The organism is Biomaibacter acetigenes (assembly GCF_003691585.1).
GTDB classification, from domain to species: domain Bacteria; phylum Bacillota; class Thermosediminibacteria; order Thermosediminibacterales; family Tepidanaerobacteraceae; genus Biomaibacter; species Biomaibacter acetigenes.
Map to the genome: position 1 here is coordinate 2018470 of NZ_CP033169.1, position 15480 is coordinate 2033949.

The 15480-nt window shown below is 41.6% G+C and carries 17 protein-coding genes and 2 pseudogenes; 4 read left to right on the forward strand and 15 right to left on the reverse strand.

Annotated features, from left to right (window positions below; translation table 11 throughout):
• Positions 1-373 precede the first annotated feature (373 nt).
• From rsfS to D2962_RS10420, 12 genes and pseudogenes are all read right to left on the reverse strand, one after another.
• A pseudogene (gene rsfS / locus D2962_RS10365) lies at positions 374-732 on the reverse strand (ribosome silencing factor).
• Between the two features lie 13 nt (positions 733-745).
• Positions 746-1924: an LCP family protein gene (locus tag D2962_RS10370; protein ID WP_122014935.1), complete on the reverse strand. Its 1179-nt coding sequence runs from the start codon at positions 1922-1924 to the stop codon at positions 746-748.
• Positions 1921-2505, reverse strand: a complete 585-nt coding sequence (gene yqeK, locus D2962_RS10375; RefSeq protein WP_174232502.1) for a bis(5'-nucleosyl)-tetraphosphatase (symmetrical) YqeK — start codon at positions 2503-2505, stop codon at positions 1921-1923. Before yqeK ends, D2962_RS10370 begins: the two co-directional genes overlap by 4 nt.
• A 6-nt stretch (positions 2506-2511) precedes the next feature.
• Positions 2512-3126: a nicotinate-nucleotide adenylyltransferase gene (nadD, locus tag D2962_RS10380; RefSeq protein WP_120767860.1), complete on the reverse strand. Its 615-nt coding sequence runs from the start codon at positions 3124-3126 to the stop codon at positions 2512-2514.
• A 64-nt stretch (positions 3127-3190) separates the two neighbouring features.
• Positions 3191-4459: a GTPase ObgE gene (obgE, locus tag D2962_RS10385; protein ID WP_122014936.1), complete on the reverse strand. Its 1269-nt coding sequence runs from the start codon at positions 4457-4459 to the stop codon at positions 3191-3193.
• A 70-nt stretch (positions 4460-4529) separates the two neighbouring features.
• Positions 4530-5111 (reverse strand): Spo0B domain-containing protein, encoded by a 582-nt coding sequence (locus D2962_RS10390; RefSeq protein WP_245985067.1) that lies wholly within the window; start codon positions 5109-5111, stop codon positions 4530-4532.
• Between the two features lie 153 nt (positions 5112-5264).
• A complete protein-coding gene (rpmA, locus tag D2962_RS10395; RefSeq protein ID WP_120768994.1) occupies positions 5265-5537 on the reverse strand; it encodes a 50S ribosomal protein L27 in 273 nt (90 codons plus the stop codon).
• Complete coding sequence (locus tag D2962_RS10400; RefSeq protein ID WP_122014938.1) at positions 5538-5876, reverse strand: ribosomal-processing cysteine protease Prp; 339 nt, start codon at positions 5874-5876, stop codon at positions 5538-5540.
• Position 5877: 1 nt separating this feature from the next.
• Positions 5878-6189 (reverse strand): 50S ribosomal protein L21, encoded by a 312-nt coding sequence (rplU, locus tag D2962_RS10405; RefSeq protein ID WP_120768999.1) that lies wholly within the window; start codon positions 6187-6189, stop codon positions 5878-5880.
• Between the two features lie 410 nt (positions 6190-6599).
• Positions 6600-6893: a hypothetical protein gene (locus D2962_RS10410; protein WP_122014939.1), complete on the reverse strand. Its 294-nt coding sequence runs from the start codon at positions 6891-6893 to the stop codon at positions 6600-6602.
• A gap of 373 nt (positions 6894-7266) precedes the next feature.
• On the reverse strand, positions 7267-8616 hold the full coding sequence (ypeB, locus tag D2962_RS10415) for a germination protein YpeB (protein ID WP_122014940.1): 1350 nt from the start codon (positions 8614-8616) through the stop codon (positions 7267-7269).
• Positions 8617-8637: 21 nt separating this feature from the next.
• Positions 8638-9132: a cell wall hydrolase gene (locus tag D2962_RS10420; protein ID WP_120769005.1), complete on the reverse strand. Its 495-nt coding sequence runs from the start codon at positions 9130-9132 to the stop codon at positions 8638-8640.
• A 281-nt stretch (positions 9133-9413) separates the two neighbouring features.
• Between D2962_RS10420 and D2962_RS10425 the strand changes: the two genes are divergently transcribed.
• The 4 genes from D2962_RS10425 to D2962_RS10435 all read left to right on the forward strand — a co-directional run bounded on the left by D2962_RS10425 (position 9414) and on the right by D2962_RS10435 (position 10621).
• Entirely contained in the window at positions 9414-9719 is a 306-nt protein-coding gene (locus D2962_RS10425) for a hypothetical protein (RefSeq protein WP_120769007.1), read from the forward strand.
• Positions 9720-9745: 26 nt separating this feature from the next.
• Entirely contained in the window at positions 9746-9868 is a 123-nt protein-coding gene (locus D2962_RS19255; protein WP_281273653.1) for a hypothetical protein, read from the forward strand.
• 93 nt (positions 9869-9961) lie between these two features.
• A complete protein-coding gene (locus D2962_RS10430; protein ID WP_120768948.1) occupies positions 9962-10255 on the forward strand; it encodes a YbaB/EbfC family nucleoid-associated protein in 294 nt (97 codons plus the stop codon).
• Positions 10256-10621, forward strand: coding sequence for a hypothetical protein (locus tag D2962_RS10435; RefSeq protein WP_245984598.1), 366 nt, complete (start codon positions 10256-10258; stop codon positions 10619-10621).
• A gap of 598 nt (positions 10622-11219) precedes the next feature.
• Here D2962_RS10435 and D2962_RS10440 read toward each other — a convergent pair.
• From D2962_RS10440 to D2962_RS10450, 3 genes and pseudogenes are all read right to left on the reverse strand, one after another.
• Positions 11220-12917, reverse strand: coding sequence for an Rne/Rng family ribonuclease (locus D2962_RS10440; protein ID WP_120768950.1), 1698 nt, complete (start codon positions 12915-12917; stop codon positions 11220-11222).
• Positions 12918-12951: 34 nt separating this feature from the next.
• Positions 12952-13623, reverse strand: coding sequence for a TIGR03936 family radical SAM-associated protein (locus D2962_RS10445; RefSeq protein ID WP_120768952.1), 672 nt, complete (start codon positions 13621-13623; stop codon positions 12952-12954).
• Positions 13601-15463: pseudogene (locus D2962_RS10450) on the reverse strand (TIGR03960 family B12-binding radical SAM protein). The gene D2962_RS10445 and the pseudogene D2962_RS10450 overlap by 23 nt, the downstream one beginning before the upstream one ends.
• Between the last annotated feature and the right edge of the window lie 17 nt (positions 15464-15480).

The following is a 15480-nucleotide window of genomic DNA, read 5'->3' on the forward strand; positions in this document are numbered from 1 at the left end:
AGCACATAGAGAACGCTCCATTTAATAATAAAATATCTTTGTTAATGTGTAGTTAATTTTTAGTAAACTTGAAGTTAAGTTTGTCTTTTTTAATTGTCCGACATCAGACATTTAGATTTTAACACACTTTACGAAAGTGGATCAAGTAAATTTTGTCTTTTCACCCTTTTCTAATTTTTGTAATATTTGTTGTTATTTTGTAAACGGGTGTCAGAAGATGATGAATTATATAATTTAATGTCTTTTTACGAGCTAGAAATGATGAAAAAATAAAACAGGCCTTTTTTAAAGCCTGTTTTATTCGCAACCGATATTTAGCCTAAAAATAGATTTTAAACATCAGGTAGTATAATTTTCATATTTTAAAAGAAATCTATCCGCCCTGAACCGCCGGTTCCACCCTGGGGGCGTCGGCCCAGAGGCGTTCCAGCATGTAATACTCCCTGTCGGGACCATAGAAAATATGAACTATTATATCATAAAATCCAGCAAAACCCATCGTGCTTCATCATATCCTTCTTTGCCGCGAAGGGTAAAGCCTTCTTCTATGAGTTTTTTCTCCACCTCGTCGGCTAGCGCCTTTACATGGATAAGCGACCTGCCTGTAGCTATCACAAAGTAATCCGCCAAGATTGAAATCCTGCTTATGTCTAGTATCACCACATCCTGACCCTTTTTATCTTCCAGAGTTTTTGCAGCAAGCAAAGCACAGTCTTTAGGGTCTCGTGCCATCAATTTCCCTCCATCAATTTATATCTTTTCCAACTATCACCGTAGTCAGGCCTGCCTGAAGCTGAGGCTCTTCCTTCATTTCAGCGTTTGTAAAAATCTTGGCTATTTTTTCAGCATCATCTTTTTTTTCTTTCGGGTAAATGATGGTAGTTGTCTCATAGTCAAAGCTATCTGCATTGGCCACCCTGACTACCTTAAACCCTTTTTGTTCCAGTTCCCTGGCTATTTTGGAAGCTACACCGGAAGAACCATTGCCATTTAGTACTGCCACTTTTGAATATCCACCATCAAAAAAAATCTGGTCAATCATATCGTTCATCTGGGATTGAAACGGTATGAAATAACTCACACCCGAGATATATTTACCTTCACCGGGCAATATAAAAGTTTTTATATTGTCCGTGCCCACCTGTCTGGCAAAATTGGCCAGGCCCGCAATTTCAAGAGGTCCTATATCAGTCTCCACATTTTCCTGGACGGTATTTATGATTTTGGGCAATTTTAAAAGAGTCGACGGTTTTAATATCGTCTTGCCCACAGCCTCAATAAATTTTTGCTGTGCTTTTACCCTGTCCAGGTCACCGCCGGGGTAGTGCCTGAACCTCACAAACTGTTCGGCTTTATCCCCGTTCAACACCTGCAAGCCAGGTTTTAAATCTATATGAAGATTGCCCGCATTGTCATCATATTTCATGGGCTTTTCTATATTTATTTCGACTCCACCCAGGGCATCAACTATTTCTTTAAAGCCTTTATAATTCACAACCACGTAGTTATGGATGGGAATACCTAGAAAATCCTTGACGGTCTTCACAGCCAGGTCCGGACCGCCAAAAGCCATAGCCGCATTTATCTTCTCAACGCCTACTCCCGGAATTTTAACTCTGGTATCCCTGGGAATGGATAATACCTTTATATCCTTTTTATCTCTGTCAATGCTGAAAACCATCATGGTGTCAGACCTATGCCGGTTATGTTCCTCGCTAGCTCCGATGGTCCCTGCATCGAGGCCCAATAATAGGATATTAAGCCTCCCGCCTTTCACAAATTCGTCGGTATTTGTCAAGTTGCCGCTATTAGGATTGCCGGGATTCGGCTTGTTTAAACTGTGAAATACATAGTAAAAGCCGCTGCCCACCGATAAAACTATGAATAATACGGCTATTAGAGTATATTTAAAAAACTTTTTCATGCTTTCCCCTCTCTCCTTTTATGCAAAAGAATAAAGTTTCTGGCACACACAGTCCTTGGATGTAAAAGGCTTTCTCTTTCTGTCACATATTTTATGGTTGAATCGTAAGCAGAGATCATAGCTTCATCAAGGTCTTTGAAAGCTTTAACCCTCAGGTCCTCGACACCGGGGAAACACCTGCCCGGTTCTATATAATCCGAAAGAAAAATGATTTTTTCAAGCAAAGTCATATTTTTATCCCCGGTGGTGTGCAATCTTACCGCATTAAGAATTTCTTCATCATCAACACCAAAATTTTTTCTTGCAATTGCAGCACCCAACGGTCCGTGAATTAAGGCAGGCTCAAGTTTTTCAATATCATCTAACAGTATACCAAAATTTTCAACCATTTTCAACTGAGATTCGGCTGGTATATCCCTGGCACAGTCATGTATAAGCCCGGCAATTCCAGCCTTTTTAACGTCCGCTCCGTAACGACGGGCCAGAATTATAGATGTTTCCATCACTCCCAGAGAATGCTTAAACCGGCTTTCCTTTAGACCAGCTTTTAGCTTTAAAATTATTTCATCCCTGGAAATCATTTCAAATCACCCGTAAATTCCATGTTTTTTAATATACATCTCTACACTTTCAGGGAGAAGATATTTTATAGAAAGCTTTTCTCGTACCCTCCTCCTGATTTCCGTTGAAGAAATATCCATTCCCGTCACTTCCATAGGATAAACTTCCTTGCCATATAGTTTTTTTATTTCCTGGAGTTTTTGCTTCAGTTTTTCCATAGGGTATCCGGGTCTGGTGGCAGCAATAAAAGTACACATATTCAAAACTTCCTGCACGTCTTTCCAGGTCAATATGTCCAGTACGGCATCAGCACCGCTGATAAAAAAAAGAGATGTATCTTTTTCATACTCCCGGGCAAAATAGCGCAGCGTATCTATGGTGTAGGTATAGCCTGTCCGGTCGATCTCCACCCTGGATACCTTGAAAAAAGGGTTACTATTTATGGCAAGAGCGGTCATAAGGTATCTGTGCTCGGCAGGAGTAACGGTATAATTCTTTTTATGAGGTGGGTTGCCCGCAGGTGTAAAAATCACCTCATCCAGGTTAAAATATGTTCTTGCCGCTTCGGCTGTTACCAGATGGCCGTAATGAATAGGGTCAAAAGTACCCCCCATTATCCCTACCCTATTCTGTTTTGACAAATTAAATCCTCCCCCAACATTTACTTTTAAAGATTATATCATTCGAAGGAACATTTTTCAATTTTTACTCTATATAATAAAATTCCACATCGCCTATTTTTACACTATCACCCTGTTTTATACCCTTTTTTTTAAGAGCTTCATCCAGCCCTATTTTTTTAAAAGTCCTCTGTAGCCTTTTTACGGCAGACTCATTTTCCAGGTCTGTCATAGCCACAAGTCTTTCCACAAGACTGCCGGAAACTGAAAAAACCTGACCACCTTTGCTTATTTTAAAGGGTTCCTCCTCACGGATTGTATATTCTTTGATTTCTTCAGTTTCCACTGTTTCAGGCATCTTGCTCAGTATTTGCTGAATCCTTAACAAAAGCTGCTTTACACCCTGCCCTGTAGCTCCGGAAATGGGCATTACCTCGAACCCTTCTTTTTTAAAGGCAGCTTCAATCCTTTCATAATTTTCCCGGGCTTGAGGCAAGTCCATCTTATTGGCAGCAATTAATTGGGGCTTTTGCGATAGTTTAAGGCTGTATTCCCTCAGCTCGCGGTTTATTACGTGAAAACCTTCAATAGGATCGTTTTCCAAACCGGCGGCATCTATCACGTGCACCAGAAGCCGTGTCCGCTCTACATGCCTTAAAAACTCGTGGCCAAGTCCCAGGCCTTCATGGGCTCCTTCGATGAGTCCGGGGATATCTGCCACCACAAAGCTTCTCCCTTCGCCGGTGCCCAAATCCACTACTCCCAGATTAGGGGATAAAGTGGTAAAGGGATAATCGGCTATCTTGGGCCGGGCCGAAGTCATCCTGGATAAAAGCGTAGATTTGCCCGCATTTGGAAAACCTATTAATCCTACATCTGCAATGAGCTTTAACTCCAACAAAATCCACCGCTCTTCACCCGGTTCACCTTTTTCCGCAAAATCCGGGGCCCGGTGAATCGATGAGGCAAACCTTGCATTGCCTCGCCCCCCGCGTCCTCCTCGGGCAGCTATAAAAGTCTGTCCATTTTCCACAAGATCAGCCAGAACATCCCCCGTTTCTGGGTCCTTGACCACTGTTCCGGGCGGAACTCTAATAATCAAGTCCCCGGCACTCCGGCCAACTTTATTTGACCCCTGGCCATGTTCTCCTTTTTCAGCCTTGTAGTGAACTTTATATTTGAAATCCATCAGGGTGGAAAGTCCTGAGTCCACCATAAGCACCACATCTCCACCTTTTCCCCCGTCGCCGCCGCTGGGACCTCCTCGGGGTACATATTTTTCCCTCCGGAAAGCTACCGCGCCATTTCCGCCATCGCCGCCTTTTACGTATATTTTGGCCCTGTCTATAAACAAATTGTATCCCCTTTCTTTAATACCAGAAATATTATGATTTTCCTTTAAAAGGATTCCCTTTTTTTTAAAATTATATATAGGAACCTGTAACTGGTATGGATTTAGAGCATGAAATTATTTTTTCATGAAGGGATTCGGAGCACAGCTCTATTCTGGATTTGTTTAATATTATTTTTACCTGCTTTTGACCTTCAACTCCATTTAATTTTGGTATAAATCTCTCCGCCATTTGTGTTAAATTTGCCGTGACCATCCTTCGTGCACCAAAATCATCCGTTATCTCTACTAAAACATCAATCTCATATTGCCTGAGAAGGTTAACCACTTCCAGCAAGCTGCATATTAGCTCAGGATCTTTAAGGGTATAAATCCTGCTTAAAGCTTCATCATTCTTTTTAATATTGTTTATGTAATTCAGCACTCTATCATACTTTTTTAATTGTATCATGGTATATATAATCTGCAGGTGGTTATGGAAATCATGTCTTTGGATCCGAAAAGCTTTGAGCAGCCTGTACCATTTCATATTTGGATTTTTATACATCTGGTTATACACAATCATACACCCTGCGCCAAAAAGCAGGATGCATAACCCCCCGGCAATTCTCTCCATAAGTTCCGATTCATCTATTGTTGATAGCAGGATAGTCACCAATGCCTGAACACCCATAATCAAGATTATTGACCACGGCCTTTTCAAAGAACCCAGTCCTTTCATAAAAAAATACAGGCTATTTGTTTATTCTATATTTTTTCCCAATTTCCTGCTAAAAATTAACAATAAAAAAGCTCCTTATTAAGGAGCTTACATTTCTGCGTATACGCTAACCTGTTTTCTATCCTTACCGTTTTTCTCAAATTTTACATAACCATCAACTTTAGCAAAAAGAGTGTGATCTACCCCTATTCCCACATTTTTTCCGGGATAAACCCTGGTACCTCTCTGACGTACCAGGATACTGCCGGCACTTACAAACTGCCCGTCAAATCTTTTTACTCCCAGGCGTTTTGACTCACTGTCACGGCCGTTACGGGTACTACCCATTCCTTTTTTATGAGCGAAAAGCTGTAAATTCATCTATAGCACCTCCTTTTTGGTTTTCACCTGAACATATTCCGGGTAGGATTCTGACATGTCTTTAAGTCCCAGTAATATAGTTTCCGCAATAATACCGGCTTTTTCCCGGGCATCATCCGGGATATTGTCAGGAATTTCCAGCGATAAATAGCCTTCTTCCTTCACAACCCGCGGTTTAAATCCAGCTACGTTTTCAAACCCCAGGATACACGTTTCAATGAGGGCCGATACCCCTGCGCAGACTATATCCTTTCCATAGTCCGCAAATCCTGCGTGTCCTGATACCTTAATGCTTTTAAACTTTCCGCCGATATCCCTTAATACTATAACTTTTATCATTTTAAGCTTCTATTTTTTCAATTTTAACTTCGGTAAACGGCTGGCGGTGACCCTGTTTCCTGCGGTAATTCTTCTTGGGCTTGTACTTGAAGACGATAATCTTTTCTCCCTTGCCATGCCTTAAAACCGTGGCTTTTACCCTGACATTTTCAAGGTATGGTTTTCCTACCGAGAGCTGATCATCTTTAGATAATACCAGTACCTTATCAAATTCAACGGTTTCGTCTTCGCCGACAGCAAGTTTTTCCACCCGGAGTACATCGCCTTCGGACACTCTGTACTGTTTTCCACCGGTCTCAATAATTGCATACATAAATAAAAACACCCTCCTTCTATCTCGCCGGGATTTCCGGGCCGGAACAAAACCCGTATTCCCGGGGCTTGTTCCCGTCATATACCCGACCCGTGCGGTGGGTGGCAAGGTAAAACCACCTATGCTATTTTAGCATAAGCATTAATCCATGTCAATTGTTCGCCGTTCAAAAGGTTTAGTTTTTGGAAATCGCTTTAGGGAAGTGCCATACAAGGGTTTTAGGCTTTTCTTTTGTCGTTTCTTTACTTCTTATCTCTCTTGCCGCTTCTTCAAAGTTGATAACCTTTCTTTCTTGTTTTCCGAAAGCCGCTTATCTTCTGGCTCTAATGTAGACTCTACTTTTGATGCATTTTCTTGCGGGGTCGCTTTTAGGTCCTCGGATGAGGTTTGCTGTTCGATGCCTTCTTCAACTATTTCCTGAAAGTTTTATGCCCACTTTCTTCTACAGCTTCTTTTACATCTTTATCCGTCGTGTTTTTGGGTTCTAAAACTTTGGAAACTAGAGTATGTAGTGCTTCCTCTTCTTTGTTTTCCAGGGCCATGTTTACATTTGTTGTTTCTTCCTGAATCTTATTTCGAAATTCTTTCCTGTTTGTACCTAAAAAAATTGAAAGGCTCAAAATATTGGCCATTAATAAAGTGTAAATGAGCGAAGACTTGCTTGGTTCCCTCAAGTCCTTCATTAAATCCCGAAAATCCAGCATTTCAAGACCCCCTTTTTTTTGATTCGATTTTGCGATTTTTACAGATATTGTAGCCGACAATTTAAATTTTTAGGAAATTGAGGTGTGATATCATCACACCTCTTTTCCCTAGCGATGTAGACTCATAAATTCAACTTCAAAATCTAAAGGAAGCTATGTCGTTTATCTTATGAAATTTCTTATCTCTATTATATATTATATATATGTGAACAGTTCTTAAAATGTGACATTACTCAGCCATAATCAGAAGAATTAAAACCAAAAAAATAATGAACATATCATGTAAAGTGTCTTCCGCCAGTATCAATGAAGACCCCTCCCTATCCTTTTTTCTCTATTATAGAATATTCATATTCCCGAAGTTAGTTGCTATTTACATGGTCATGGTCCCCCTATCGGTTTCTACTACCTTTAGTATTTGTTCCTCTGTTCCATTTTCAGCGTTTATATAAATGAAATACCGTTCATCCTTCAGCTTTGCGTCCACTTCATAACATAACTTTTCCTTAAGGGCAGGATCAGGAATAAGGGTGAACCTGATTCTGTCAACCTTTAGATTTTTATTTAACCTCTTTATTACATCTTGTTTTGAAAGTTTGACAGTGGGCAGATTCCTGGGCCTGTGGAATGTAAAATAACCCACACCGTCGAAACCTACTATTTGCCCGTTGTCCAGAGCCACTTCGGTCTTTATGAAGTCGGGGTATAGCAGCACATCACCTTCTTTGGGAACAAAAGTTATGGTGACGGTACCATCCTGACTCAATGACCCCGTAGGTTCCATATTGGTATATCCTTTAGAATTTAAAAAAGCTCTGGCGTGATCTACGGCTTTTTTTAAATCAATTTTCTGTGTTCCAATTGCCCTCGTATTCAAATACCAAATTACATGCCCTCCCTTTTCGCTGACATCCATAACTATTTCGGGGGTTTTTCCACCTTTCCTGGTTAATTCAACATTATAGGCGGGAATATTTCCCCTAGCCTTTCCGGTGACATTGATATCATACCGGACCTTGTCCGGATTATCCACGAAGTTTACTGCGATATCTTTTGCCCGGGATTCTGTTATGGTGGTTCCGGTTAGACCCATGGGTTTTATATTTTCCACATGGTCTGAAAAGGGCCCGTCGTAGGTTATGGTCGGAACCTCGTCCTTTAATTTCTGATCGATGACCGCAAACTTATCCGCCATGGCCTGGGGAAGTTTTTTCATTCTTCCGGCGGCAAAAGCTTTATTTTCCCATTTTATCCTGCCTGAGGCCACATCGTCCTGGAGTTCCCGGAGTTTTTTATTTAAATCCTGGGAATATTTTTTAAAGTCTTCTATCTTTTTCCACTCATCCTGCGTTATTTTTTCACCATTAACTATTTTTTTCGCAAGACTGTAAGAAAAATCTCCCAGTTGTGCAAAGAATTTTTGACTGTTGGTCATGTCTTTTTGCCCTAACGGAAGCTGGGAAAGGCTGGTCCTGGCTCCTTCCGCCTGGTGCCATATGGTTGTAAAGGCCATTATCCTCTGGGCATCGGAAGAAGTTACAAGACTTTTGGAAATAAGCAGGTTAAGGTTATTTACCTGGTCGATCAAATCAAAAAAACCCCTCTGATACGATGCTTCCAGGGCATTTTCCGCCGAATAAGCCCTGTTTGATACTGACCAGAAGCCAAAGACAATTCCTCCTATCAACAAAAGGCCGATTAACAATAAATATATCCTTTTCAAATTTAAATCCCCTCCATAAAACTATCTTCCGAATACATGCCTGCCTATTTGTGTCACAATACGGCGGGTCCAAATCCAGGGACTTACCCACTTATAGGGGTTCCAAAAATAAAGGCTGCCATAGGTGGGGTCCCACCCGTTCAATGCATCCCGAGCAGCATTGAAGTTGCTCCGGCTGGGATAGGTCGCCCATATCTGACCGTTGCTTACGGATTCAAAGGCGCCCGGTTGAAAAATAACACCAGCCACCGTAGGAGGAAATTTAGGATGTTTTGCACGGTTTAAAATCACCGCCGCTACACCGACCTGGCCCAGGTACGGCTCCCCTCTAGCCTCTCCCGATACGAGCCGTGCAAGGAGCATGTAATCCCCGTTCCACGAAGAGACGGCATAGCTTTGAGCCCTTGCCTGGGCCACTTGTTCCAAACTATTTTGACGATAAAAAATAAAAACACCTACTACGATTAGGATGATTAAAAAGATTATCTTAAGCTTTGAAAACCCAGTTTTCATCATATAACACCACCTTGCATTCTATTTTATTTTTAGTTTGCTACATTTTTGAATCATTATTCCGGCACCATTTATTACCCTTTTTTCATATAATATTTTAGAAACGCTATTTGAGGAGGGGATCCTTTGAGTAAAGAAGAAAATAAAAAAACCCCCCCAACCAATCCCAGGCCTAATCCTTATACCCTTTTTCTCATTTTGATATTGCTAATAAATTCCACAGGCCATACATGTATTTTTAAAAAAACAAACATAAATAAACGCAAGGACCGGGAGGGAGGAAAGTGAAGATACTGACTCTTGGGGAAGACGACATGCAGCTATTAAAGGCAATCAAGCCTTTTATGAGCTCCAAAGGCCAGGGGATCATAGATACATTTACTATGGTCATGAACATTTTCAAGCCACAAGACCCCCAGCAAAAAATAAATTACGACGCTCTTACAGAGTTTTTAACAATAATGAATGAATCTTACGAAAGCCAAAAGGCACTTAAAAAGGTAGAGAAAAATAGCTCTGAAGAGCAGACCGCCTCGCCAAAATCTCATGATGTAGAAAATCTTTTGAATGTATTGGCAGATAAAAAATGACCTTAATTTTTCCAGGAGGTGCTGATATGAGTAATAGGGCAGTATTTGCGCTTTTTCTAGTCCTGATTTTGCTATTCTTTTCCGACGGCGCAGTTTCTAAAGAAGCACAAGACCCCAAAAAAACCGAAGCAAAGCCGACCACTAAATGACTTTTAGGGCTTTTAGCCCTAATTTTTTGTTCATCATTCGCATGTTTAGCACATATACTTTACTGAATGAATTTATGGAGGTGTCGTTAAAAAATGCTGGGTGACATGGAAAAAATGGTGAAGATGTTTCAAGATGAAATAAAACATTTGAAAGACGAACTGAGAAACACCCATTTTACCGGGGAATCTTCAGATGGCAAGGTCATTGTTACATTCAACGGTCTCGAAGAACTAGTAGATGTCAATTTTTATATGGAAGAAATGGACCCCGAGGTAAAAAAATCCCTGGAACAGGGGACAACTCAAGCAGTTAGCAGGGCTCTTATAAAGGTAAAGGATCATTTGAAGCAGAAGTTTTCCGACACCGGAATGTTTGGAGGGATATAATTGGCGGAAAATGAAAACAACCCGAGAGCCGATTTATTGAATACGGTAATGGATGTCATTCATGGAAAGCGAGGACAAAATATCAACGAGCTGGTGAGCTTGCTCGCTTTAAGCAATCTTCTAGGAATAATCACCTTCCTGAATTCCCAGGATTTAAAGCTGGATATGGGATCTTTTTCCAAATCCGGCAATTCGGATTTAAAAGAAATGGCTATGAATCTTTTAGGTTCAATGGGGAGCGGTTCATCCGATAAAAAAATAAATCCCGCCATGCTTTTAAACCTTTTAAAGACCCTGTCTCCGGGGGAAAGCTCATCTTCGGAAATAAAGAGCGGTGAAAAAAGCGAAGATAAGACAAAAACCTGAAAAAATTTAAGCCGTGCCTGAAGCACGGCTGTTATTTTGTTTTTTTATTAGTCATCAGAGAAGAACAGGAGAATCAGTATCAAGAATAACGCAAAAGCCATTCTGTTGTCGAATCCGCTGAACCCTCCCATTTTCCTCCCCCTTCCCTTATTGAGATTCCGCTTTTATTCGGATTTTATTCATCACCGAAGAACAGAAGAATCAATATCAGAAACAGGGCAAATGCCATCCTTCCTCCAAAGAAACCATCTGCCATACAGAAACCCTCCTTTGTTTTTAGCCTAATATAATATATGCATTTAGTGAACTCCTGGTTACCAATGAAACCTTGTTAAAATGGACCGTATATTTTCTACATGGTCGATGACTCACTTGTCGTCACTGAAAAACAAAAGTATCAAAATCAAAAACAGAGCAAAAGCACCTCTTCCTCCGAAGAAACCACCTGCCATGTCAAATTTCCTCCTTCCTTTTTACCTAATTCATAATATGTGGAGGATATGATTATGGTTACAAATAATGTTGAATAAAAAAAGCCGAGGAATAGCCTCGACTCATTTAAAATTCAATTGTGACTGTCCCTCGGGCCTCTGTCGTACTAAATAAGCCTCGCCCTGGCATAGGTTCGAAAGGTTTTATATACTTCCACCCGGACCTTTTCCCCCAGAAGGTCTGCACCTTCCTCCACATCTATTACATATCCGTCGACCCTTGCGATGCCGTCATTGGGATTTGAAACATGTACTTCGTCTATGACCACATCCAGTATCTGCCCTTCCCTCACAGGCATGGCGAGGTTTTCAAGTTTTGTCTTGCTTCCCACTGCTTTAATCCTTATTTCTTCGGGATGAAGGCTGTCATTGCCCTTTATAAAGATAAATTTTTCATAGCGGCTTTCCATTTGAGATAAACGGTTCCCACCGCTTCCAATTACTACCGAGGCTACCGAGGGATGTACTTCCAATAAAACAGCCTCTCCCTTCCGCTCCCGAAATATCCTGTCAAGTTCTCTTTCCACCTTCTTTGCAACGGTTTCTTCGGATAAAATCCTGCCTCTCCCTTCGCAGTATGGACATGTTTTCTCCAGCACCTCATCAAGGCTCTGGCGCACCTTTTTTCGGGTTATCTCCACAAGACCTAACTGAGTAAGCCCTAAAATATGCGCCCTGGTCCTGTCTTTTTTTAATTCTTCCGCCAGAGCTGAAAGCACCATTTTCTGGTGTTCCTGAGAAGTCATATCAATAAAATCAATTACTATAATGCCGCCTATATCTCTAAGCCTCAGCTGTCTTGCTATTTCCCGGGCAGCTTCAAGATTTGTCTTTAAAACCGTGTCCTCCAGGTCCACACTTCCCACAAACTTGCCGGTGTTAACATCTATTGCAGTCAAAGCTTCCGTCCTGTCTATCACTATATATCCACCGCACTGCAACCACACTTTTCGTTGGAGAGCCCTATCGATCTCCGGCTCGATATTAAAGTATTCAAAAATTTCCTCCTGGCCTCTGTAAAAGGTTACCCTGTCCTTCAAAGCTGGTGAAAGCACCGATACCAGTTCCTGAACCTTTTCGTATTCATACGAACTATTTATGTAGAACTTGCTAACTTCCGGAGTAAAAAGGTCCCTCACGATTCTTGCTATCAGATTCATATCTTTATAAATTAATTTGGGAGAAGTGCATTTTTTTTGCCTCTGGATTATGTCATCCCACTGCCTCTTTAAAAACTCTATATCGGCTTCCAACTCATCCTTGCCAACGCCTTCTGCAACGGTTCTTACTATAACTCCCATATGAACGGGCCTGATATTCTCGGCCAGGGTTTTTAATCGGTTTCTTTCCTCTTCTCTTTCTATACGCCTTGATATGCCAACATAATCCACCGTAGGCATCAGAACAAGATAGCGTCCCGGAATAGTGATATTGGTCGAAACCCTTGCACCTTTTGTTCCGATTGGTTCTTTTACCACCTGCACCAGGACATCCTGGCCTACTTTTAACATGTCCTTGATGGATATCTTTTTTAAGCCTTCTATAAGTTCCTCATCTTCAGGACCGGATGATTCCAGGTTTAAGTTAATGTCGCCTGCGTAAAGAAAGGCGTTTTTACCCAGACCTATATCTATAAAGGCGGCTTGCATGCCGGGAAGGATATTGGCCACCTTCCCCTTGTAAATATTGCCGACCACCCGTTCATTATTTATTTTTTCCACATAAATTTCTACAAGTTCCCTGTCTTCCAGAACAGCCACACGAATCTGATCCCTGTTTACATCTACCATAATCTCCTTCGTCATGAATTTTTCAGCTCCTCAAAATAGCAAAAATTTGTCATAATGGCGGTAAATTAATACCTTCCTGTTTTAAAAAGAGGTTTTCCCTATGAATATGTTTTACTTTTATTTCTTCAGAAAGGTATTTCCCCAATTCCTTTATTATCATATCAGGAGAAACGCTGCCACCCTGCCCCACTGCAACTTCCATCCTGAGCAAAACCTCACCGTCATCCTCACTCAATACATTAATGCAATGGATAAGGGGAGCGATATCCACTTTTCTGACTTTATCCTTTGAAACTTTGTCTACGATTATTTGTTTTTGATTTAAAAGCTCTTTCACCGTTTGTTCCATATCCTCCTTTGAGAAATCTCCTGATACTGCTACGGTATATGATGCGGCGTTTATTTTTGAAAGATCGTATTTATCATCGGAAAAACCAGCTTTTAGTACCTTCAGCCCCTCGGGTAAACTGGAATTTAAGCGGGATATTACCTCCTCAGCGGGGATATCTTCATAAAACTCCGCGTCCAGGTATTCGCCGCTGCTGGTAACTCCGACAGATAGCGCTGGAGCAAAAGTTAACCTGGGATGTGGAGTAAAACCTTCCGAAAATGCCAGGGGGAGTCCACCCCTGCGGAACGCCCGTTCAAAAGCCCGCATCATATCAAGATGGGAAATGTACTTTACCGGGTCGGCCTTTTCAAATTTCATTCTGAGTTTCACAAAGCCCACCACCCTTCAGCCGCATGATACCGCAGGCATGACACCGGTTAAACCTGCAATCGGGAGTTGTTTCACCCTTTCTGGATTTTTCCCGTTCCCTCTTCAGATATCTCCTGTCAATACCGGGGTCTATGATTTCCCACGGGAATACCTCTTCCGCTTTTCTTTCTCTGCTTGCATAAAACTCCGGGGAAATTCCAGCTTCATTAAAGGCCCCCATCCATTTTTCAAAAGAGAAAAGGTCATTCCAGCCATCGAACCTACAGCCTTTTCATGGGCTATTTTCAGGACTTTCCCCAGTTTCCTATCGCCCCTTGAAAAAACAGCTTCCAAAAAGCTCAATCTTCCGTCATGCCAGCTGTATGAAATGTTTTTTGATTTTAATAATGTTTTTAACAATTTCTGGCGCCTTTCAATTTCTGAAAGTGGTATCTGGGATTCCCATTGAAAAGGCGTAAAGGGCTTGGGAACAAAGGTAGATGTGCTCACGGTCACTCTCAATCCATGGGTAGAACCTTTAACCTGCCTGTAGACATCTACCACGCCCCGGGCAAGGTTTGCTATCCCCTCAAGGTCTTCATCGGTTTCCGTAGGAAGGCCGATCATAAAATAGAGTTTCACAGTATTCCAACCGCAGGAAAAAAGCATCCCTGACCGAGGACATCAGGTCTTCCTCCGTAACCCCTTTGTTTATCACATCTCTCAGTCTTTGAGTCCCGGCTTCCGGTGCAAAGGTAAGCCCGCTCTTTTTAATCTCCTGGACTTTTTGGGCAAGCTGGATAGAAAATGCATCGATTCTGAGGGATGGCAGGGAGAGCCCTACCTGGCAGCTTCGAAATTCATCGGTCAGGATTTCGGTAAGCTCTTTTAATGCCGAATAATCGCTGGTGCTCAAGGATGCCAGAGAGATTTCCCCATACCCGGTGTAGTCAATGATATCCCTTGCAAGTTTTGCAAGCCGCTCCACAGATTTTTCCCTTACAGGCCGGTAAATCATTCCTGCCTGGCAGAAACGACAACCATGGGTACAGCCCCTGAAAATTTCCAACATAGCCCTGTCATGCACAATGTCCATATAAGGGACAACAAATTTGGTGGGATAAAATACCTCGTCCAGATTTTCAATGATTCGCTTTTGAATTCTGTGGGGAATTCCAGCTTTTTTGGGTAAAAATTTATCTATAGTCCCGTCATCATTATATGTTATATCATATAATGATGGCACATAAACCCCGGGAATACAGGCAACCCGTTCTAGAAATTCTCTTCGGTTTTCAGTCCTTTCCCTGAAACTTTTGTACAAATCCATTATTTCAAGAATTGCTTCTTCCGCTTCCCCTATGACAAAAAAATCTATTATGTCAGCCAGCGGTTCGGGGTTATATGCACAGGGACCGCCTGCCATAACAATAGGATGCTCATCCGCCCTGTCTTTTGAAAAAATCGGAATACCCGACAGGTCCAGCATATTCACTATATTGGTATAACTCATTTCGTACTGGAGTGTGAACCCTAAAAAGTCAAATTCTTTAAGAGGGGTCCTGCTTTCAAGACTAAAAAGCGGTATTTGTTTTTGCCTCATGAGCTCTTCAAAATCTACCCAGGGGGCGAAAACCCTTTCTGCATATATATCTTCCCGTTCATTTAGCAAATGGTACAGTATCTTGATACCCAGATGAGACATTCCCACTTCATAAATATCCGGAAATGCCAGGACCACGTGAACCTTTGCCTTATCCACAGGTTTATGGATGCTATTATATTCGTTACCTATATATCTGGTGGGTTTTGATACCCGGGGCAGAATATCTTCCAGCAACCGATTTATGTCCAATGTCATGCCTCCCAAAAAAAATC

Bases quoted from the DNA above. Each gene is read 5' to 3' on its own strand.
- D2962_RS10370 (WP_122014935.1), bottom strand. From the start codon at position 1,924: ATGAAAAAGTTTTTTAAATATACTCTAATAGCCGTATTATTCATAGTT.
- yqeK (WP_174232502.1), bottom strand. From the start codon at position 2,505: ATGATTTCCAGGGATGAAATAATTTTAAAGCTAAAAGCTGGTCTAAAG.
- rpmA (WP_120768994.1), bottom strand. From the start codon at position 5,537: ATGAATTTACAGCTTTTCGCTCATAAAAAAGGAATGGGTAGTACCCGT.
- D2962_RS10400 (WP_122014938.1), bottom strand. From the start codon at position 5,876: ATGATAAAAGTTATAGTATTAAGGGATATCGGCGGAAAGTTTAAAAGC.
- rplU (WP_120768999.1), bottom strand. From the start codon at position 6,189: ATGTATGCAATTATTGAGACCGGTGGAAAACAGTACAGAGTGTCCGAA.
- D2962_RS10410 (WP_122014939.1), bottom strand. From the start codon at position 6,893: ATGCTGGATTTTCGGGATTTAATGAAGGACTTGAGGGAACCAAGCAAG.
- D2962_RS10420 (WP_120769005.1), bottom strand. From the start codon at position 9,132: ATGATGAAAACTGGGTTTTCAAAGCTTAAGATAATCTTTTTAATCATC.
- D2962_RS19255 (WP_281273653.1), top strand. From the start codon at position 9,746: ATGAGTAATAGGGCAGTATTTGCGCTTTTTCTAGTCCTGATTTTGCTA.
- D2962_RS10430 (WP_120768948.1), top strand. From the start codon at position 9,962: ATGCTGGGTGACATGGAAAAAATGGTGAAGATGTTTCAAGATGAAATA.
- D2962_RS10440 (WP_120768950.1), bottom strand. From the start codon at position 12,917: ATGACGAAGGAGATTATGGTAGATGTAAACAGGGATCAGATTCGTGTG.